Raw genomic sequence first — 16922 nt, 5'->3', positions numbered from 1 at the left:
ATGATAAAGTTAGGAATTACAGGAGGAATTGGTAGTGGTAAATCAACTGTATCAGAACTGTTTACTCTTTTAGATATACCTGTTTATATTGCAGATAAAGAGAGTAAAAGGCTGACAGAAACTTCTGTTGTAATAAAAGAACAATTGATAGCTTTGTTTGGAGAAGATTTGTATCAAGATGGAATTTTGAATAAAGCTCTTCTAGCATCTTATATCTTTAGTGATAAAGAAAAACTTGAAAAAGTTAATAGGATAATTCATCCGGTCGTTGGTAACGATTTTAATGAGTGGATAGAATTAAATAAAACCTCAGAAATAGTCGCTCAAGAAGCTGCAATTCTTTTCGAATCGGGATTTGATAAGCTTGTTGATAAAGTTGTTGTTGTTTATACTCCTCTTGAAATGAGGATTAGTCGAACAATGCAACGAGATGGAGTATCTCGCGAAAAGGTATTAGAGCGAATAGAAAATCAGATGTCTGATGAAAAAAAAGTTGAACTTTCAGATTTTGTAATTGTTAATGATGGTATGCTATCGTTGATAGAACAAGTTTTAGAAATAATAAATAAACTGAAAGAGTTAGCTAAAGAATAAATATGCAGATAGAAAACTCATATAAAAAGATTTTTGAAGAAAATAAAAAATGGGTTGAGAAAAAGAAGGATGAGAATCCCTATTTTTTTGCTCATCTGGCAGAGGAACAGAATCCAGACTATCTATATATCGGATGCTCTGATAGCAGGGTACATGCAAATGAAATAATGGGTTTGGCTCCGGGTGAGGTCTTTGTTCACAGAAATATAGCTAATATGGTCGTAAATAGTGACCTGAATATATTATCTGTCATTAATTATGCAGTAGAACATCTTCATGTGAAATACATTATTGTATGTGGCCATTATGGTTGTGGGGGAGTGAAAGCGGCAATGAAACCTCGGAATTTAGGTATATTGAATCCATGGCTAAGAAATGTACGTGATGTATATAGGTTGCACGAAGATGAACTGGATGCCATAACTGATATGGAAAGTCGATACGACCGTCTGGTAGAACTGAATGTGTATGAACAGTGTCTTAATGTGATTAAAATAGCAGAAGTTCAAAAGTCGTATCTAGAGAAAGGCTATCCGCGAGTAGCAGGATGGGTATATGGTCTGAAAGATGGTATCTTGCATGACCTGCAAATTGATTTTAAAAAAGAGTTGAATCGTGTGCAAAAGATTTACGATTTGACAAAAGAAGAATAATCCTCAAAATTATAAATGAAAAAGATACTTATATACCTTTTAATAGGAACTGCTTTTTTTGCATTTGGTTGTAAAAGATCAGTAAAGAGTGGCGAAAAAAATATTTTGACAGTAACAATAGAACCTCAGAAATATTTTTTAGAGGCAATTGTTGGCGATCGTTTTCAAGTAGAATGTATTGTGCCGTCAGGAGGAAATCCTGAAAGTGCAGATTTTACACCTACCCAAATGATGAATTTGGATAAGAGTCGAGCATACTTTACAATTGGTTTCCTCGGAATAGAAAATATGCTTGTAGACAAAGTAGCTAAAACGAATCCAAATCTAAAAGTAGTAAATACTTCTGAAGGAATAGAGTTGGTAGGAGACGCTCACATTCATTGTGATGATCCTACCCACGATCATGCACATCATCATGAAGATGAACATGGTCATGGACATATTGGAGGAGATCCACACACATGGAGTTCGGTGCAATCTGCTAAGATTATCGTGGAAAATATGTATGATGCCATAATTGATTTGGACAAAGAAAACGAAGCTGAATATACAGTTAACTACAATACTTTGCTTGCTGAGATAAATCAAACAGATAGTATTGTCAAGTCTTATTTAGATAAAGCTCCAAGCAAATCATTCATTATCTATCATCCGGCATTGAGCTATTTTGCTGAGGAATACGGTTTAACTCAATATTCTATCGAACATGAAGGTAAAAATCCATCTCCTTCTCAATTGAAAGAATTGATCGATAAATCGAATCAAGAGGGGGTAAAGGTTGTCTTTATTCAACAAGAGTTTGATACAAAGAATGCTGAAACGGTATCAAAAGCAATAAATGGGATTGCTGTTCCAATCAATTTAATGTCTTACAACTGGAGTGAAGAAATGATAAAAATAGCCAAAGCAATGGCTCTCGAAAACAAATGAAAAAGATTCTTGAAATAAGAAATATAACTGTCGGTTACGAAGATAAACCTTTTGTTTTGAAGGATGTCAATTTGGATGTTCTTCAGAACGATTTTTTAGGTATCATAGGACCTAATGGCGGAGGTAAAACAACTTTACTGAAAACAATATTAGGCTTAGTTAAACCTGCAGCAGGTGAGATTTCTTTTTTCAAAAATGGAATAAAAACAGACAAAATAAATGTTGGGTATCTGCCTCAGATAAATCAGATAGATAAAAAATTCCCCATATCGGTACATGATGTTATTCTGTCAGGGATGACAATTCAACGAAAGATATTTTCACCCTATACTAAAGAACAAAAAAATAGGGTAGGAGCTATCGCTAAAAAAATGGGACTGGAAGATTTGCTTGATAGACCTATAGGTGCTTTGTCGGGAGGACAACTACAAAGGGCATTGCTGGGGCGTGCAATAATTGATAATCCTGAACTATTGATATTGGACGAGCCGAATTCATATGTAGATAAACGTTTCGAGACTAATTTCTATAAAATATTAGAAGAGATAAATAAGGATACAGCTATAATAATGGTTTCTCACGATGTGGGTACTGTTATCTCTTTGGTGAAAAATATAGCTTGCGTAAACGAAGGTCTACATTATCATTTGGGTAGTAATATTACAACAAATTGGCTTGAAGAAACATATTCATCTTGCCCTATAGAGATTGTCGGTCATGGAGATTTCCCTCATCGGGTATTAGAAAAACATGATGGCTGCGATTGTTGCAAGGAAGATTAAATTCTACTTTTAGCCAAGTTTGTAATCTTAGTAATAAATCCTGTTTTAGCAGCAGTATATCCATCTCTATTGTGTCTAAACTGTTTAGCAAGTTTTAATTTTAACTCTCCATATTCTTTGGCTGTCTGAGGATGTGACAACAAATAATCTCTGAAATATATTTCATCCCAATTGCCCGAATACCTGATGTGTACATGAAAGACTTTCTCTGCAAACCCTTGCTGCGTATAACCTTTCATAAACATCATATGTGGTGCCGGATTTTTGGGTTGAGGACTATAGATATAACCAGCAGATTGCATTTTTTGGATAAACCGTTCTATATCTGTCTCATCTTTTATTTCTATTAATATATCTATTGTCGGTTTTGCCGGAATATTAGGGATAGCTGTGCTGCCAATATGATGTATTTGAAGAAGATCTTTGCCTAAAATCTTCTTTAAAGTACTACGTTCTTCTTTGTAATAATCTTTCCAATACTTCTTATGCTCGCTAATCTCAATCGGAAACAATTGCCATAGCTCTTCGTTTGTCATATCTAATAATGATTTTCCCACTATCTCAGAATTTCGTTTAGTTTTTGTCTGTAAATCTTGTTTTCAGTAAAGCCGTCATGTCCTCCTCCTTTCAGAGTGATAAGTTCATCACCCTCTTTAAGGACATAGCTTAGTTTGATCGAGTTTTCGTAATCAATGACTTTATCATTATCTCCATGGAATATGAAAACAGGAGCTTTACAGTCTGTTATATATTTATATGTTTCTAGTTTATATTTTATAGCGAAGTTGGGAATTAGTGGGCATATATTTTTTATCACATTGCTTAATGTATAGTAAGGAGCTTGAAGAATTAACTTAGATGGAGTGTTTACCGATGCCAGATAAGCCGTTGGTCCTGTACCTATAGAATATCCAAGAACGACAATGCTTTCTTCTTTGTAATGTTTTAATAACTCATTATATGCTGACTGTACATCCCTTAATAGTTGATACTCAGTATCTATTTCTCCTTCGCTCTTTCCGTACCCTCTATAATCAAGAAAAAAGATGTCATATCCTAACTCTGTGTATATAGGAGCTAATTGTCCCCATGCGTTTAATGCTCCTGCATTCCCATGTAAATAAAAAATAAGACCTTTACAAATACTATCTGTTTCGAAAAGAAGTCCATTCAGCCTTATAGCATCTTCTGTTTCAATATCTATTTCTTTGTATGGTCCATCAAATTTGAATTGATAGCCTGCTTCTAATTTTGTAGGATGGAAGATAGCTTTCTCTTGAAAGAAGTAAAAACCTACACATAATATAATATGTAGCGAAACTAAGGCAATAAGTATTCTTATAAGTATTCTTTTCATAGCTGTTAGTATGTAGTTTTAAGGTAGTGTAAAGATCTTTATTTTTTTAATATCTATTTTTCCATAGTTTTCTTAGCCATTCTACAATTTTGTTTTCAGAAGCATTTTGCTGAGGTTCCCAAAAACGTTTTCCTTTTATCTCTTGAGGTACATAATCTTGTTCCACAAAGTTGTTTTCAAAGCTATGCGCATATTTATATTCCTTTCCGTAATTCAGCTCTTTCATTAGTTTGGTAGGTGCATTACGGAGGTGCAACGGAACTGGTAAATTTCCTGTTTCGTTGACAGCAGCAATGGCTTCGTCTATCGCTAAGTAGGCAGAATTACTTTTAGCTGAAGTAGCTAAGTATATCGTTGTTTCAGCAAGAACAATACGGCCTTCAGGCCACCCAATTTTGTGTAATGTATCGAAGCAGGCATTTGCCAGAAGCAATGCATTAGGATTAGCCAGACCAATATCTTCGGCGGCAGAGATGACCAAACGACGAGCTATAAATTTAGGGTCTTCGCCGCCTGCAACCATGCGAGCCAACCAATAGATAGCAGCATCGGGGTCACTTCCTCGGATAGATTTGATGAAAGCAGAAATAATGTCATAATGCATTTCTCCGCCTTTATCGTATGCAGCAGGGTTCTCTTGCAAGCGTTCGGTCACCATCTTATCTGTGATGACTACTTTTTCGCCAGTGTCAGCATTGATAATAAGATCGAGGATATTTAATAGCTTACGGGCATCGCCTCCCGAATATTTAAGGAGGGCATTGGTCTCTTTTAGTTCTATATCACGTTCTTTCAGAAATATATCTTCTGTAATAGCTCTGTTTGCCAATTTAATCAAATCATCTTTATCTAATGATTGCAATACATAGACTTGACAACGAGATAACAGTGGACGAATCACTTCGAATGAAGGGTTTTCGGTAGTGGCTCCTATTAAAGTAATGACACCCGTTTCTACTGCATTTAACAATGAGTCTTGCTGCGATTTAGAAAAACGGTGAATCTCATCAATAAACAAAATTGGACTTTTTGTATTGAAGAACTGACTTTTCTTAGCTTGTTCTATCACCTCACGTACATCTTTAACACCTGAATTAATAGCACTCAGTGTATAGAATGGAGTATCCAGAGTATTTGCTATAATCTGGGCAAGAGTGGTTTTGCCAACACCCGGAGGACCCCAAAGCAGAAAGGACGGAACTCTTCCCGATTCGATCATCTTGCGGAGAATAGCTCCTTCTCCGACCAAATGTTTTTGTCCGATATATTCATCCAAGTTACGCGGACGTAAACGTTCTGCTAAAGGTTGACTCATAGAAAATAAAACTTATTTGTTATTCAAAAATACAAAATAGATAGGACATTGCGTCTATTTTATCTATATAAAGATAGTGTATACTTGGAAACGTAATATGCGTAGAAAGCAAGGAATACTTAAAAAGGATATTGAAAAGTGTAACCTTTGTCACTTTTTAGTTAAAATCATATTCTGCCAAATCGTCATATTATAGAAATTTTCATTTTTTATTTTCAGATTTATCATTTTGGCACAGCATTTGATTATTCAATAGTGTCGTTGAAAAACGAAAAATAATTAAGAATAAAATAACAAAACAAAATATTTAATAAAATGGGAAAAATTATCGGAATTGACTTAGGTACCACAAACTCTTGTGTTGCCGTATTGGAAGGTAACGAACCAATAGTTATCAATAATAATGAAGGTAAAAGAACTACTCCTTCGGTAGTTGCTTTTATTGAAGGTAACGAGCGTAAAGTAGGAGACCCTGCAAAACGTCAAGCTATCACAAACCCTGAAAAAACAATTTACTCTATAAAGAGATTTATGGGAGAAACTTGGGATCAGGTAAAAAATGAAGTTCCACGCGTACCTTATAAAGTAGTAAAAGGTGATAACAATACACCTCGCGTAGACATAGATGGAAGATTATATACAGCACAAGAAATATCTGCTATGATTCTTCAAAAAATGAAGAAAACAGCAGAAGATTATCTAGGACAAGAAGTAACTGACGCTGTAATTACAGTTCCAGCTTACTTTAACGATGCTCAACGTCAGGCTACAAAAGAGGCCGGTGAAATTGCAGGTCTTAAAGTTCAACGTATTGTGAACGAACCTACAGCAGCAGCTTTAGCTTATGGTCTGGATAAGACAAACAAAGATATGAAAATCGCAGTATTCGACCTTGGTGGTGGTACATTCGATATTTCAATTCTTGAATTAGGTGATGGTGTATTTGAAGTAAAATCTACAAATGGTGATACTCACTTAGGTGGTGACGACTTCGATAATGTTATTATCAATTGGCTAGCAGAAGAATTCCAAAACGAAGAAGGTCTTGACTTGCGTAAAGATCCTATGGCTCTTCAACGTTTGAAAGAAGCTGCTGAAAAAGCGAAGATTGAATTATCTAGTACAACGTCTACAGAGATCAATCTACCATATATTATGCCTGTTAATGGAATTCCAAAACACTTGGTTAAAACATTGACACGTGCAAAATTTGAACAGTTGGCAGATCAATTAATCCGTAATTGTATCGCTCCATGTCGTCAGGCTTTAAGTGATGCAGGATATTCAGCTTCTGATATTGATGAAGTGATCCTTGTAGGAGGTTCTACTCGTATTCCTGCTATCCAAGCTGAAGTAGAAAAATTCTTTGGTAAGGCTCCATCTAAGGGTGTTAACCCTGACGAAGTAGTAGCTGTTGGTGCAGCTATTCAAGGTGGTGTGTTGACAGGAGAGGTGAAAGATGTATTGCTTCTAGATGTTACTCCGCTTTCTCTTGGTATTGAGACTATGGGTGGTGTTATGACTAAGCTGATTGAGTCAAATACAACTATTCCTACTAAGAAGAGTGAAACATTCTCTACTGCTGCTGATAATCAACCATCGGTACAAATCAATGTATTGCAAGGAGAGCGTCCGATGGCTAGAGATAATAAGCAAATCGGAGTATTCAATCTAGATGGTATTCCTGCTGCTCCTCGTGGAGTTCCTCAAATTGAAGTAACATTCGATATTGATGCAAATGGTATCTTGAATGTTTCTGCTAAGGATAAAGCAACAGGTAAAGAACAATCGATTCGCATCGAAGCTTCTTCTGGTCTTAGCGATGCTGAAATTCAAAGGATGAAAGATGAAGCAGCTGCAAATGCTGAAGCTGACCAAAAAGAAAAAGAAAGAATCGACAAGCTAAATCAAGCGGACTCTTTGATTTTCCAAACAGAAAAACAATTAAACGAGCTTGGAGATAAGATTCCTGCTGATAAGAAAGCGCCTATCGAAGAAGCATTGACTAAATTGAAAGATGCTCACAAAGCTCAGGATATTGCAGCAATAGATACTTCGATGGAAGAGTTAAACAAACTATTCCATGCTATGAGCCAAGAAATGTATAACCAACAACAAGCTGACCCGAATCAGCAAGCTGGAGGTAATGCAGGAGGACAGCAATCTAACGGAGGTGATAATGTAACTGATGTAGATTTCGAAGAAGTGAAATAATAGTGCAACTGTAAATAGAAACCCAAAGGGCTGCGAGATAAATTCTGGCAGCCCTTTGTTATTTATTAAATATCATGAACTCAGGTATCAATGGTTTTTCTATATTTGTAATTAATGCCTTTCGGTCACTTCTAAAAAAATCTAATAATGAAAACTACTTTTAGCCAAATTGTTCTTTTGTTTTTATGTACTCTTTGTGTGTCATCCCAGAATCAATGTGTTTCGATTGAAAAAATATGGGATAATGGTAAACATTGTGCTTTTACCTCTTTGATTAAATTTAAAGGAAAATATTATTGCTCATTTCGTGAAGGGGAAACGCATATATTTGATGCAAATGGGAAAGCCGAAGGTAAGTCTCAGATATTAGTTTCTGAAGATGGTAAAACTTGGCAATCTATAGCTCTATTATCGAAAAGCGATTATGATCTTCGTGATCCCAAATTATCTATAATGCCAGATGGTAGATTGATGGTTTTGATGGGAGGATCAGTATATAAAGATAAGAAATTAGTAAGCTTGCACCCTCAGGTATCCTTTAGTAATGATGGCATTCATTTTACGGAACCCGTTGCGGTTAAGTTCACTTATGAAACAGCTGGAAGAGATTGGCTGTGGCGCACAACATGGGATGATGGAATAGGGTATTGTGCCAATTATTATAAAGATTTTGATGGAAAGAGTAAGATTTCTTTAGTTGAAACTACCAATGGTTTAAGCTATGATTTGGTGACAGTATTGGATATTGAAGGTTTCCCTAACGAAGCTACTATAAGAATCTTGCCAAACAAACAAATGATAATGATGGTAAGACGAGATAGTGGAAATAGAAAAGGTTATTGGGGTATTAGCTCTCCTCCTTATAAAGAATGGGAATGGAAAGAAATGGAACTGCAGTTGGGTGGTCCTGATTTTATTCAATTAGACGATAATATATTTGTAGCCGGTACTCGTTCATACTTTATTCCTTCTGCACCTAAAACCATATTATTGACAGGTGATATAAAAGGTAAATTCCAGGAAGTTTATACATTGCCTTCGGGCGGAGATACTAGTTATCCAGCATTGATGATAGAAGGCGACGAATTGTGGATGTCTTATTATTCATCTCACGAGACTTCGAATGCCGCTATTTATTTAGCGAAAATCCCTTTGTCTTTCTTCAAACTTAAATAACAAAAAAGCCCAGTAGCATTATACCACTGGGCTTTAATTATATCATACTATTGTTATTTTTTTATAATTGTTAGTTCGTCTATAAGTCGAGGACATTTCATCACTTTGTCTATAATGTAAAGTACGTAGCGAATATCTACACTGATAGTACGTTGCAGCTCTGGTTCGAACACGATGTCGCCACTCAAAGCTTCCCAGTTACCATCGAAAGCCAGCCCTATAAGTTCTGCATTTCCATTGAATACAGGGCTACCGGAATTACCTCCTGTAATATCGTTGTTCGATAAGAAATTCACATGCATTTTACCATCCTTGTCAGCATATTGACCAAAATCACCGCTCTTGATGTGTTCAAGTATATAGTCCTGTACATGAAATTCCGGATCATTCGCAACAAATTTATCCAATACTCCTTGTGATGTAGAATAATAGTCATACGAAACAGCATCAGCAGGTTTGTATCCTCCGATAGATCCATAACTCAATCGTTGAGTGAAGTTAGCATCAGGAGAGAAAGTCTTGTTAGGTTCCATTTCCATCAATCCAGCCATGAAAAGTCTTTCTCCCTTTTGAATTGTAGGTATGTATGGAGCACTGCTTTCTTGAATTAGTTTCAATGGGGCTTCTAATGATTTAGCCAATACAATCGCAGGGTCTTTATCAATATCCTCTTGTTGTCCGTTAACAACTAAATCAACAAGGCTATCTAAAGATGTGAACTTCGTATTATTGTAAAACCATTCAGCATACTTATCATAGTCTCCTGCAAATTCATTATTTATAGTTTCATATATTGCAGGTAAGTATTCAGCCGGAACATTATCTCCATATACTTTCAATAAAGCAGGCATTACTTTTCTGTCAAGGTTTGGCTCGTAATCTTTGAATATATTGGTTAAGCGACCTTTTAATTCTTTTTCCTTGCTGTCCTGATCTACTTTTGTAGCAAATAGAGCAGTATTGGCTATTCTGGTAATTTCAAAACCATTGTAGAAAGTTTCGAATAAGTATGTTCTGATTTTAGCTATATCCATAGTTGAAGTATAGCCTTCTTTTAGCATAGAAAGAACCTCTCCGTATTTAGATTGGTTTTTAGATGAAGAAGCCCATTGGTTGAATTTTGATTCAAGAACTTCTTTGTCTGCAATTACATTTAGCTTGGCAATAGCTTCGTTCATTCCCATTGCATTTTTCCAATAGTTAGAACTTCCGGCGTATTTGTTTGCATACTTAATACGGATCGCATCACTTGCATTCATTGCTTCGCGCCAAATAGCTTGCTTTACACCACGAACCTCGATGCGAGGTTTGTGTTCAGACTCTACCATCTGAGTAATTCCCCATGATGACATGTATCGTTCTGTGCTTCCCGGATAGCCTATAGTCATAGCATAGTCTTTGTCCTTAAATCCCTTTAGTGATACCGGTATTGTATATTTAGGTTTGTAAGGTACATTATCTGCATTATAGTAAGCAGCTTTGTTATCCTTGTTTGCATATACTCTAAATACAGAAAAGTCACCTGTGTGGCGAGGCCACATCCAGTTATCAGTCTCTCCTCCAAATTTACCTACAGAAGAAGGTGGAGTAAATACAAGTCTAACGTCTTGGAATACTTCGTATACTACAACATAGTATTTGTTTTCAGAATAAAAAGGTACTACTTCTGCATTTAGAAACTCATTGTCTTTGTATCTCTCTAAATATACATTAGATAATGAATCTATTTTGTCGTAGCGAGTGTTTTCGCTGTCATCAGGGAGTAGTGTAGATGTTACGAAATCTGTAATATCTTTAGTCTCTAGTAAAAATTGTACTTTAAGACCAGCTGCAGGCAATTCCTCAGAGAAAGAATGGCTGACAAAGCCATCTTTTAGATAGTCATGTTCTACAGAGCTTAATTTTTGAATATCACCATAACCACAATGGTGATTCGTGAAAATCAGTCCTTGATTTGAAACTGCAACACCGGTACATCCGCCACCGAATATAACAACGGCATCTTTAAGAGATGGATTGGACTCACTATAAATCTTGTCAGCAGGGAATTTAAACCCTAGCTCTTTCATACGAGCTAAACTTTGTTTGTTGAGCTCTTTAAGTAACCACATTCCTTCGTCGGCTTTAGCTATAGCTACCGATAGGAAAATAGAAATCAATAAAAATAATTTTCTCATTCTAAGTTTGTTCTAAAAATTTATTTATTCTTTTTGATATATTTATTAATTATAGGAATTTCTTTCAAAGGCAAATCTTTCTTGATAACAAATACGATAAATAGGACTAGATATGCAGACCTATATATTATTCGTAATACATCATTGTTTATTTCTGGATACATTGCAGCTACATAGAATATAGTAGCTATAGCAAAGTATGTGAAGATGCTTTTTAAGTCATATTTAATAGGGAAATACTTCTGTCCTACAGAATAAGATATGATCATTATAATAAGGTTGCAGGCAAATGTAGCCCAAGCACTGGCAATATATCCATACATAGGAACAAGGAGTATATTCATCGCTACTTGCAATATACATCCTAATATGGAAAAGTAGGCTCCATATTTTGTCTTATCTGTTAACTTATACCAAACAGACAGGTTGAAGTATATTCCAAAGAATATTTCACCCATCATCGCATAAGGAAGTATGTCGAGTCCGGCAACGAAATCTTTACCTATCTTATTCATAAGGAATTTGATGATATCTATATAAAATATCATCCCCAGAAATATGATTAATGAAAATATAATAAAGAATTTCATTGCATCAGCATATGCTTTTGTGCTGCCCTTGTCCTTATTTTTACTAAAGAAGAATGGTTCGTATGCGTATCTAAAGGCTTGTATAAACATAGTGATAATCACTGTTATTTTTAAGCTGGCATTGTAAATTCCGAGCTGTCTGTCGGCTTCTTCAATATCTCCGCCAAAGAGATACGGATATGTTAATGCAGCTACGGCTTGGCTAACAACTCCTGCTATTCCTAGTATTAACAGAGGAAAAGAATACTTCAACATCCTATTGAGCAATGTATTGTCAAATTGGAGTTTGAAGCCTTTCATCGTGTTTGGAATGAGCAATAATAGAACAACAAGAGAAGAAAGTAGATTGGCTAAGAAAACATACCCTACACCAAAGTCAGGGTGATAAAATTTCATTAATCCTATATCGGGATAAGTTTTGTATAGCCAAGGGCATAACAATAGGAAGAATAAGTTGAAAAGAATATTTGAACAAACAAATGCCATTTTGATTGCCATGAAACGCATCGGTCGTTTTTGGTGTCTCAAGTAAGCAAAAGGTATAGACATAAAAGCGTCAATGGCAACAGTCATAGCCATCATCATGATATGTCCTTTGTGAACATATTTTATAAATTCGGATATGGGAGTTATAAACGAAAAGCAAAGTAAAATGAATAAAGATGAGGTGGTTGCTAGGGCTATAAGCGAAGTAGAATATACTTTGGATGCATCTTCATCTTTTTTATTCATAAAGCGGAAGAAGCCACTTTCCATACCATAGGTTAATAGTACCATGAATAGTGCAACATACCCATAAATTCTATTTATCTGCCCATATTCGATAGGATTGAATACTGCAATATATAGGGGGAATAAGCACCAATTGAGAAAACGACCAATAATGCTACTCAATCCATAGATTGCTGTATCTTTTGCTAAACTTTTTATTCCACTTCCGGCCATACCAAAATATTTGCCTACAAAAGTAATATATATAATTTATAGAGAAGACTCTTTTTACAGCTTCTTTTATAAAACGAAAGTTCTTGATTGACAAGGCAACGAATGTTTGCACAACTATAAAAAACGTGTTCAGATAACACTTTTTTGATATTTAAGACTAACTTTGTAAAAAATAAATAAATCAAAAAAAGTATCCCATGAATTATTATCATCTATCAACCCTGGTTCATCGTCAGGCCTTGAAATATGGAAAAAAGACAGCCTTAAAATATAGAAATACTTGTGAAAAAAAGTGGAAGAATATCTCATGGAGACGTTTTTCAGATTCTGTTATGAAAACGGCTTGGTCAATGGCCGAATTGGGTGTTAATGAGGGGGATAAAATAGCAGTATATTCTCAGAATATGCCTCAGTATTTGTTTACTGACTTTGGAACGTATGCAAATCGTTGTGTTTCTGTTCCTATTTATGCAACTTCATCACCTTCTCAGGTGGAATATATTGTAAACGATGCAAATATAGAATTACTTTTTGCTGGTGAGCAGTTTCAATATAATAATGCTTTTAAAGTACAACAAAAATCTTCTGTCTTAAAAAAGATTATTGTGTATGATAAAAAAGTGAAATTTCATCCAGAAGATAAAACTTCTATTTATTTTGATGATTTTATAGCAACCGGAGAAAATTCCCACGCTGAGGTTATTGTACGAGTGAGGACAAAAGCTCGTAGAGATGATGATACAGCATGTATTATATATACATCGGGTACTACAGGTGAGCCTAAAGGAGTTGTGTTGCCTCACTCATGCTTCTTGCAAGCATTTAAGATACATGACGAACGTTTACCGATGACTTCTGATAAAGATTTATCGATGAATTTCTTACCTTTAGCACATATTTTTGAAAGGGCTTGGACTTATTATGCTATACATAAAGGGATGACTATTGCTATCAATCAGGATGCAAAAGAGATCCAAAAATCGATAAAGCAGGTAAAACCAACCATCATGTGTAGTGTACCTCGTTTTTGGGAAAAAGTATATGCGGGTGTTAACGAAAAAATATCATCTTCTAAAGGTGCAATGAAATGGCTCTATACAGATGCTATTAAGACCGGAAAAAAATATAACCTTGACTATAAGAACAAAAACTTAAAAGCACCTTTAGGTACGCGTATTAAATTCGCTATATACAATAATACGATATTTCGTGTGCTGAAAATGGTTATTGGTATTCATAATGGGAACATATTCCCATGCGCTGGAGCACCACTGGCTTTGTCGATAAATGAATTTTTACAATCTGTAAATATTCCGATAGTTGTGGGGTATGGATTGACTGAAACAACTGCTACTGTATGTTGTTATCCCTCAGGAGAATTTATTATAGAATCTGTAGGGAAGTTGATGCCGGAAGTTGAAGTAAAAATTGATGAAGAGAATAGTGAGATTCTGATAAGAAGTAAAACTGTAATGAAGGAGTATTATAATAAGCCGGAAGAGACAGCTAAAGTGTTTACTGAAGACGGGTTTTTTCGTACAGGTGATGCTGGTCGACTAGAAGGTGATATCCTATACTTGACAGATCGTATTAAAGACTTGTTCAAAACAGCTAATGGTAAATACATTGCTCCTCAGGCTATAGAAACTGTCTTGTTAGGAGATAAGTATATTGACATGATCTCTATAATTGCAGACGAACGCAAGTTTGTGAGTGCTTTGATTGTACCGGATTACCCTTCCTTGATAGAATATGCAACAGAGCATAATATTGAATTTGATAGAATGGAAGACCTATTATCTAATGATACTATTCGTCGTATGATAGATGCAAGAATAGAAATATTGCAAGCAAACTTTGCTCCATACGAAAAGGTAAAAAGATATCGCTTGTTAGCAGAACCATTTACCATGGAGGGTGGTGAACTTACAAATACGTTGAAAATAAAACGCAAATTTGTTGCGGAAAAATATAAAGATCTTATTGATTCAATGTATCAAGACTAATCATTGATGTATGGCTGGATTATATCTTCACGTTCCTTTTTGTAAGACTCGGTGTATCTATTGCGATTTTTATACGCGAACTGATACATCTAAAAAGAGTGATTATGTTATAGCCATTTGCAAAGAAATAGAATTACGAAAAGATTATATTAAAGGAGAATCTCTTAAGACAATTTATTTTGGAGGAGGTACTCCTTCTTTATTGTCACAGAATGATTATACAGCAATCTTTGCTCAAATCTACAAAACGTTTGAAGTAGAGAAGGATGCAGAGATTACATTAGAGGCTAATCCTGATGATTTGTCTATAAAATACCTTGAAGAGCTGGGCCAACTGCCATTTAATAGGATGAGTATAGGTGTCCAGAGCTTTGATGATGATGAGTTGAAGTTCCTCAAACGTAGACATAATGCAGAGAGAGCCTTAGAGGTAATTGCTCATGCCCAATCATTAGGATTCGATAATATGAGTATCGATCTGATGTATGGGCTTCCAAATCAAACTATGGAAATCTGGGAGCGAAATCTGGACAAGGCAATTTCGCTTAATGTCCAGCATATATCGTCCTATCATCTGATTTACGAGCAAGGCACAAGGCTTTATCGAATGTTTAAATACGGAGAGATCATGCCAGTAGGAGAGGATTTGAGTGTAGGTATGTTTTCAACAATGATAGATAGACTTTCGGAAGCTGGATTTGAACACTATGAGATTTCAAACTTTGCTAAAAATAAACAATACTCCAAGCATAATACTTCGTACTGGACTGGCGAAAAATATTTAGGATTAGGACCAGCAGCTCATTCTTATGATGGAACAGATAGAGCATGGAATATAGCATCTATTTCCAAATATGTTGAAGGAATCAATAATGGAACTCCAAGTATAGAAATAGAGCAATTAGACAAACGTTCTCAATATAATGACTTTATTCTGATTGGGATGCGTACTACATGGGGGGTAGATCTAGATGAACTCGAACGAAAGTTTGGAGCTGATTTAAAAGAGTATGCTCTGGAAAATGTACGAAAATATATTGACGAAGGTTATTCAACTATTCAAAATTCAAAGCTTAAATTAACCCGAGAAGGTATATTTATCTCTGACGGAATAATGAGCGACATGATGTGGGTAGACTGATCACAGCTAGTCAATAGCTAATTCTTTACTTGCTTTGTTAAGAGCTTGTTCTATATACCAACCTTCAGCTAATCTATCACTTATTTCTACAATATTTTGTTTCATCTCATCATACTCCTCTGGCGATATTCTAGATAATATATCTCCCAAGTTCTTCAGTGAATCGACGGTTATTCCAATTTTATTCGCTGTGATGAATGGAGCTAAAGCAGCCTTATCCCATATAATAATAGGTAGCAAACATCTAATGTATAACGATGTCTTATGAGGATTGTTATATTTCAGATATTCTCCATTTACACCACTGCACTCAGAGATAGAGTCTCCATCCCATACTAGTCCAAAGTGCCCTTCTGCACTTGTAATTAGTTCATCGGAAGGTACAAACCCTTTATAGGAAAAAGCTTCTTTATTTTTAATCTCATCCAGATTAAATCCTCCTCCGTATAAATTGAAATAATAAGAGTTTATAAAATCATCTAACTCGTATAAAAATGCATTTTTTCTTTTTCCTAATGCTCCTGCATAAACGACAGAATAGGGTGGGTGAGGAATACTTTTCAATTCTGCCTTTTTTGCAGATAAATAGTCAAATATCTGAAGAGTACCAACTTTAGCTTTAGAACCGTTTTCTAATAGCCAATTTTTCATAGAATTATTATGAGCTATTATATAATCAGAATGATTTAAACGGGCTATTTCTTGCTGAATAGTGAGTTTCTTACGCCTAAAGGATCCCAAGTCATGGATGGTAGTTATGACCTTAGCTCCTCTAAGATGAGCCATTCTACAGACAAATGCATAATATTTTTTTAGTGGATATTGAAGTACCAAAACGTCGCCTTTATGTAAGCAAAAAGGGACTTTTAAGACGCCTAATAGGGTTACTATAAAACCAGCTATTTTATTATTGTATGTAGTCTGTCTTAGACCTATATTTTTATAACCAAGCTTTGCTAGAATAGTTTCAATGTCTGTTTTTGCTTTATTTCCGGCACTATTCAGCCCTTTATAATTTTTAGATAAGTAGCATTTACTCATA

14 protein-coding genes are annotated in these 16922 nt (G+C 35.3%); 8 read left to right on the top strand and 6 right to left on the bottom strand.

The features are described 5' to 3' along the window. Genes coaE through DHU68_RS07480 form a run of 4 tightly spaced genes read left to right on the top strand, consistent with a single transcriptional unit; the run spans nt 1 to nt 2959 of the window. A complete protein-coding gene (gene coaE / locus DHU68_RS07495; protein ID WP_108822358.1) occupies nt 1-594 on the top strand; it encodes a dephospho-CoA kinase in 594 nt (197 codons plus the stop codon). Nucleotides 595-596: 2 nt separating this feature from the next. Next, nucleotides 597-1247, top strand: a complete 651-nt coding sequence (locus DHU68_RS07490) for a carbonic anhydrase (RefSeq protein WP_108822357.1) — start codon at nt 597-599, stop codon at nt 1245-1247. Between the two features lie 15 nt (nt 1248-1262). Further along, complete coding sequence (locus DHU68_RS07485; RefSeq protein WP_108822356.1) at nt 1263-2177, top strand: metal ABC transporter solute-binding protein, Zn/Mn family; 915 nt, start codon at nt 1263-1265, stop codon at nt 2175-2177. Further along, entirely contained in the window at nt 2174-2959 is a 786-nt protein-coding gene (locus tag DHU68_RS07480; RefSeq protein WP_108822355.1) for a metal ABC transporter ATP-binding protein, read from the top strand. Before DHU68_RS07485 ends, DHU68_RS07480 begins: the two co-directional genes overlap by 4 nt. Here DHU68_RS07480 and DHU68_RS07475 read toward each other — a convergent pair. Genes DHU68_RS07475 through DHU68_RS07465 form a run of 3 tightly spaced genes read right to left on the bottom strand, consistent with a single transcriptional unit; the run spans nt 2956 to nt 5631 of the window. Continuing rightward, nucleotides 2956-3495: a GrpB family protein gene (locus tag DHU68_RS07475; RefSeq protein ID WP_108822551.1), complete on the bottom strand. Its 540-nt coding sequence runs from the start codon at nt 3493-3495 to the stop codon at nt 2956-2958. The genes DHU68_RS07480 and DHU68_RS07475 overlap by 4 nt on opposite strands. Nucleotides 3496-3515: 20 nt before the next feature. After that, a complete protein-coding gene (locus DHU68_RS07470) occupies nt 3516-4316 on the bottom strand; it encodes an alpha/beta hydrolase (protein WP_108822354.1) in 801 nt (266 codons plus the stop codon). Between the two features lie 46 nt (nt 4317-4362). Continuing rightward, nucleotides 4363-5631: a replication-associated recombination protein A gene (locus DHU68_RS07465; RefSeq protein WP_108822353.1), complete on the bottom strand. Its 1269-nt coding sequence runs from the start codon at nt 5629-5631 to the stop codon at nt 4363-4365. A gap of 315 nt (nt 5632-5946) precedes the next feature. Between DHU68_RS07465 and dnaK the strand changes: the two genes are divergently transcribed. Beyond that, on the top strand, nt 5947-7845 hold the full coding sequence (gene dnaK, locus DHU68_RS07460) for a molecular chaperone DnaK (protein WP_108822352.1): 1899 nt from the start codon (nt 5947-5949) through the stop codon (nt 7843-7845). A gap of 147 nt (nt 7846-7992) precedes the next feature. Beyond that, entirely contained in the window at nt 7993-9021 is a 1029-nt protein-coding gene (locus tag DHU68_RS07455) for a sialidase family protein (RefSeq protein ID WP_160111101.1), read from the top strand. A 53-nt stretch (nt 9022-9074) separates the two neighbouring features. Here the strand turns inward: DHU68_RS07455 and DHU68_RS07450 are convergent, their stop codons facing one another. After that, nucleotides 9075-11198, bottom strand: coding sequence for a S46 family peptidase (locus DHU68_RS07450; protein ID WP_108822350.1), 2124 nt, complete (start codon nt 11196-11198; stop codon nt 9075-9077). A 20-nt stretch (nt 11199-11218) separates the two neighbouring features. Further along, the gene (locus DHU68_RS07445) at nt 11219-12733 is read right to left on the bottom strand and encodes a lipopolysaccharide biosynthesis protein (RefSeq protein WP_108822349.1); all 1515 of its coding nucleotides are present in this window, start codon (nt 12731-12733) and stop codon (nt 11219-11221) included. Between the two features lie 197 nt (nt 12734-12930). Between DHU68_RS07445 and DHU68_RS07440 the strand changes: the two genes are divergently transcribed. Both DHU68_RS07440 and hemW read left to right on the top strand, forming a co-directional pair. Further along, nucleotides 12931-14739: a long-chain fatty acid--CoA ligase gene (locus DHU68_RS07440; RefSeq protein WP_108822348.1), complete on the top strand. Its 1809-nt coding sequence runs from the start codon at nt 12931-12933 to the stop codon at nt 14737-14739. Nucleotides 14740-14749: 10 nt separating this feature from the next. Next, nucleotides 14750-15880, top strand: coding sequence for a radical SAM family heme chaperone HemW (gene hemW / locus DHU68_RS07435; protein ID WP_108822347.1), 1131 nt, complete (start codon nt 14750-14752; stop codon nt 15878-15880). A gap of 6 nt (nt 15881-15886) precedes the next feature. On the opposite strand, the gene DHU68_RS07430 is transcribed toward hemW, so the two are convergent. Continuing rightward, the gene (locus tag DHU68_RS07430; RefSeq protein ID WP_108822346.1) at nt 15887-16921 is read right to left on the bottom strand and encodes a galactofuranosyltransferase; all 1035 of its coding nucleotides are present in this window, start codon (nt 16919-16921) and stop codon (nt 15887-15889) included. Nucleotide 16922 lies beyond the last annotated feature (1 nt).

This window comes from Dysgonomonas sp. Marseille-P4361, from assembly GCF_900343125.1.
Lineage (GTDB): Bacteria > Bacteroidota > Bacteroidia > Bacteroidales > Dysgonomonadaceae > Dysgonomonas.
The sequence above is the reverse complement of the archived record's forward strand: the minus strand, read 5'-3'. Positions and strand labels throughout refer to the sequence as shown.

Coding starts and splice junctions, on each gene's coding strand:
- DHU68_RS07455 (WP_160111101.1), top strand. CDS start 7,993: ATGAAAACTACTTTTAGCCAAATTGTTCTTTTGTTTTTATGTACTCTT.
- coaE (WP_108822358.1), top strand. CDS start 1: ATGATAAAGTTAGGAATTACAGGAGGAATTGGTAGTGGTAAATCAACT.
- DHU68_RS07445 (WP_108822349.1), bottom strand. CDS start 12,733: ATGGCCGGAAGTGGAATAAAAAGTTTAGCAAAAGATACAGCAATCTAT.
- DHU68_RS07470 (WP_108822354.1), bottom strand. CDS start 4,316: ATGAAAAGAATACTTATAAGAATACTTATTGCCTTAGTTTCGCTACAT.
- hemW (WP_108822347.1), top strand. CDS start 14,750: ATGGCTGGATTATATCTTCACGTTCCTTTTTGTAAGACTCGGTGTATC.
- DHU68_RS07430 (WP_108822346.1), bottom strand. CDS start 16,921: ATGAGTAAATGCTACTTATCTAAAAATTATAAAGGGCTGAATAGTGCC.
- DHU68_RS07480 (WP_108822355.1), top strand. CDS start 2,174: ATGAAAAAGATTCTTGAAATAAGAAATATAACTGTCGGTTACGAAGAT.
- DHU68_RS07475 (WP_108822551.1), bottom strand. CDS start 3,495: ATGACAAACGAAGAGCTATGGCAATTGTTTCCGATTGAGATTAGCGAG.
- dnaK (WP_108822352.1), top strand. CDS start 5,947: ATGGGAAAAATTATCGGAATTGACTTAGGTACCACAAACTCTTGTGTT.
- DHU68_RS07450 (WP_108822350.1), bottom strand. CDS start 11,198: ATGAGAAAATTATTTTTATTGATTTCTATTTTCCTATCGGTAGCTATA.
- DHU68_RS07490 (WP_108822357.1), top strand. CDS start 597: ATGCAGATAGAAAACTCATATAAAAAGATTTTTGAAGAAAATAAAAAA.
- DHU68_RS07440 (WP_108822348.1), top strand. CDS start 12,931: ATGAATTATTATCATCTATCAACCCTGGTTCATCGTCAGGCCTTGAAA.
- DHU68_RS07465 (WP_108822353.1), bottom strand. CDS start 5,631: ATGAGTCAACCTTTAGCAGAACGTTTACGTCCGCGTAACTTGGATGAA.
- DHU68_RS07485 (WP_108822356.1), top strand. CDS start 1,263: ATGAAAAAGATACTTATATACCTTTTAATAGGAACTGCTTTTTTTGCA.